Annotated in this window: 3 protein-coding genes; all 3 read left to right on the forward strand. The window is 74.0% G+C overall.

Annotated elements, in window-relative coordinates; genetic code table 11:
* Nucleotides 1-116: PAAR domain-containing protein (locus IH13_RS44015; protein WP_199814741.1), on the forward strand; the 116-nt coding region annotated here is incomplete at its 5' end.
* A complete protein-coding gene (locus IH13_RS0118855; protein ID WP_031085961.1) occupies nucleotides 113-535 on the forward strand; it encodes a GPW/gp25 family protein in 423 nt (140 codons plus the stop codon). The genes IH13_RS44015 and IH13_RS0118855, both read left to right, overlap by 4 nt.
* Nucleotides 535-2496 (forward strand): putative baseplate assembly protein, encoded by a 1962-nt coding sequence (locus IH13_RS0118860; RefSeq protein ID WP_031085963.1) that lies wholly within the window; start codon nucleotides 535-537, stop codon nucleotides 2494-2496. Before IH13_RS0118855 ends, IH13_RS0118860 begins: the two co-directional genes overlap by 1 nt.
* Nucleotides 2497-2530 lie beyond the last annotated feature (34 nt).

Below are 2530 nucleotides of genomic sequence, written 5' to 3' on the forward strand. Positions count from 1 at the left end.
TGCCCGGCCTGGTCCTCATCGGCGGGCTGCCCGCGGCCCGCGTGCGCGACACCACCTCCTGCGGGGCCGCCGTCCTGACCGGGGCGCCGAACGTGCTGATCGGGGGTCCGCTGTGAGCGGGCACTTCATCGGCCGCGGCTGGGGGTTCCCGCTGCGGGTGGGACCCACGGGCGGCATCGGCATGGTCGAGCGCGACCGGGAGATCGAGGAGGCGATCCGGCTGGTCCTGGGCACCGCGCCCGGCGAGCGCCCGATGCGGCCGGAGTTCGGGTGCGGCATCCACGACTACGTCTTCGCGCCCGCCGACGGCACCACGGCCGGACGCATCGCGCACGAGACGCGGACCGCGCTGGAGCGCTGGGAGCCGCGGATCGAGGTGAAGGACGTGGTGATCGCCTTCGACACGGTCGACGAAGGCACCCTCTACATCGATGTGCGGTACGCCGTGCGCTCCACCAACGACCTCCGCAACCTCGTCTTCCCCTTCTACGTGATCCCGTCCTCGGAGGGCTCCGAGGACGCAGGAGTGAGCTGATGGCACTTCCCTCACCCAATCTGGACGACCGGCGCTTCCAGCAGCTGGTGGACGAAGCGAAGAGGTACGTCCAGCAGCGGTCGCCCGAGTGGACCGACCACAACGTCTCGGACCCCGGGGTCACCCTGATCGAGACGTTCGCCTACATGGTCGACCAGTTGCTGTACCGGTTGAACCGGGTGCCGGAGAAGAACTACGCGGCCTTCCTCGACCTGCTCGGCGTCACCCTGTTCCCGCCCTCCGCGGCGCGGGCGGACGTCGACTTCTGGCTCTCCGCGCCCCAGCCGGAGACGGTGAGCCTGGGCGCGGGCACGGAAGTGGCCACCGCCAGCAGCGAGACGCGGGAGGCGGTGGTCTTCTCCACCACCGAGGAGCTGCCGATCGTGCCGAGCTCGCTGGTCCGTCTGGTGACCGCGCCCGCGTCGGGCGGCCAGACCGACCGGACGGCCCACCTCACCTCCGGCGCGGACATCCCCTGCTTCCAGTCGCAGCCGGCCCCGGGGGACGCGGTCCTGTTCGGCCTGCCCAACGCCGTACCGCGGTGCATCGTCGCCGTACGGCTGGACAGCAGAGTGGAGGGGGTCGGGGTCGACCCCCGGCAGCCGCCCCTGGTGTGGGAGGCGTGGGACGGCGCACGCTGGGCCCTGTGCGAGACCGGCGAGGACACCACGGGCGGGCTGAACCGCCCCGGCGAGGTGACCGTGTTCGTACCGGCCGCGCACACCGCCTCGGTGGTCGCGGGGACCCGTGCGGGGTGGCTGCGCTGCCGGGTCGTGGAACCGGCCGCCGGACAGCCGTTCTACTCGGAGTCCCCGACGGTCCGCGAGGCCGAGGTGTTCACGGTCGGCGGCACCACGACCGTCGAACACGCGGAGGTGGTCCGGGACGTGCCCCTCGGGGTGTCCGCCGGGGTCGCCGGACAGCGCTTCGCGCTGAGCCGCCCGCCGCTGCTGCTCGACGGCGAGGCACCGGTGGTCGAGGTCTCCTCCGCCGACGGCTGGCAGACCTGGACGGCCGTCGAGCACTTCGGCGCGTCCTCGCCGGACGACCGGCACGTACGGATCGACGCGACCTCCGGGGAGTTCGCGTTCCCGCCCGAGGTACGCGAGCCGGACGGCACGATGCGGCCCTACGGCGCGGTCCCGGAGAAGGGCGCGCAGCTGCGGGTCCCCCGCTACCGGACGGGCGGCGGCGCCGCGGGCAACGTGGCCCGCGGCACGATCTCCGTCCTGCGCAGCTCCGTTCCGTACGTCGCCGGGGTCGACAACCGGGAGGCGGCCCGCGGCGGGGTCGACGGCGAGAGCGTCGAGAACGCCAAGCTGCGGGCCCCGAACGTGCTGCGGGTCCAGGAGCGGGCGGTCACCGCCCAGGACTACGAGGTCATCGCGGCGCAGGCGGCCCCGTCCGTCCGGCGGGTGCGGTGCCTGCCGGCCGGGTCCGGGGAACCCGGCGCCGTACGCGTCCTTATCGTGCCCGACGCGGTACCGGACGAGGACGGACGGCTGCGCTTCGAGCAGCTGATCCCCTCCGACCAGGTGCTGTCCGCGATCGCCGGGCGGCTGGACGAACGCCGGCTGGTCGGCACCCGGCTGGTCGTGGAGCCCCCGGCGTACCAGGGCGTCACCGTCGTCACGCGGCTGGTGGCGGCACCCGGCGAGGTGGACCGGGTGCGCGAGGACGCGCTCGCCGCACTGTTCGGGTACCTCGACCCGTTGCGCGGCGGCGCCGACGGCACCGGCTGGCCGTTCGGCCGGCCCGTGCAGTACGGGGAGGTGTTCGCCGTCCTCCAGCGGGTGCGGGGCGCCCGCCTGGTGGAGGAGGTACGGCTGTTCCCGGCGGACCCGGTCACGGGCCGGCGCGGCGCACCGGCCGACCGCATCGACGTGTCGCGCAACGCCCTGGTCTTCTCCTACCAGCACCAAGTGGTGGTCGTCGCCGCCGAACCGGACGGTGTCGCGTGACGCGGGCCGCCGTACCCGGCCTCCCGACGCGCTA

The organism is Streptomyces sp. NRRL WC-3549, assembly GCF_000721935.1.
Classification (GTDB): domain Bacteria; phylum Actinomycetota; class Actinomycetes; order Streptomycetales; family Streptomycetaceae; genus Streptomyces.

Coding starts and splice junctions, on each gene's coding strand:
- IH13_RS0118860 (WP_031085963.1), top strand. CDS start 535: ATGGCACTTCCCTCACCCAATCTGGACGACCGGCGCTTCCAGCAGCTG.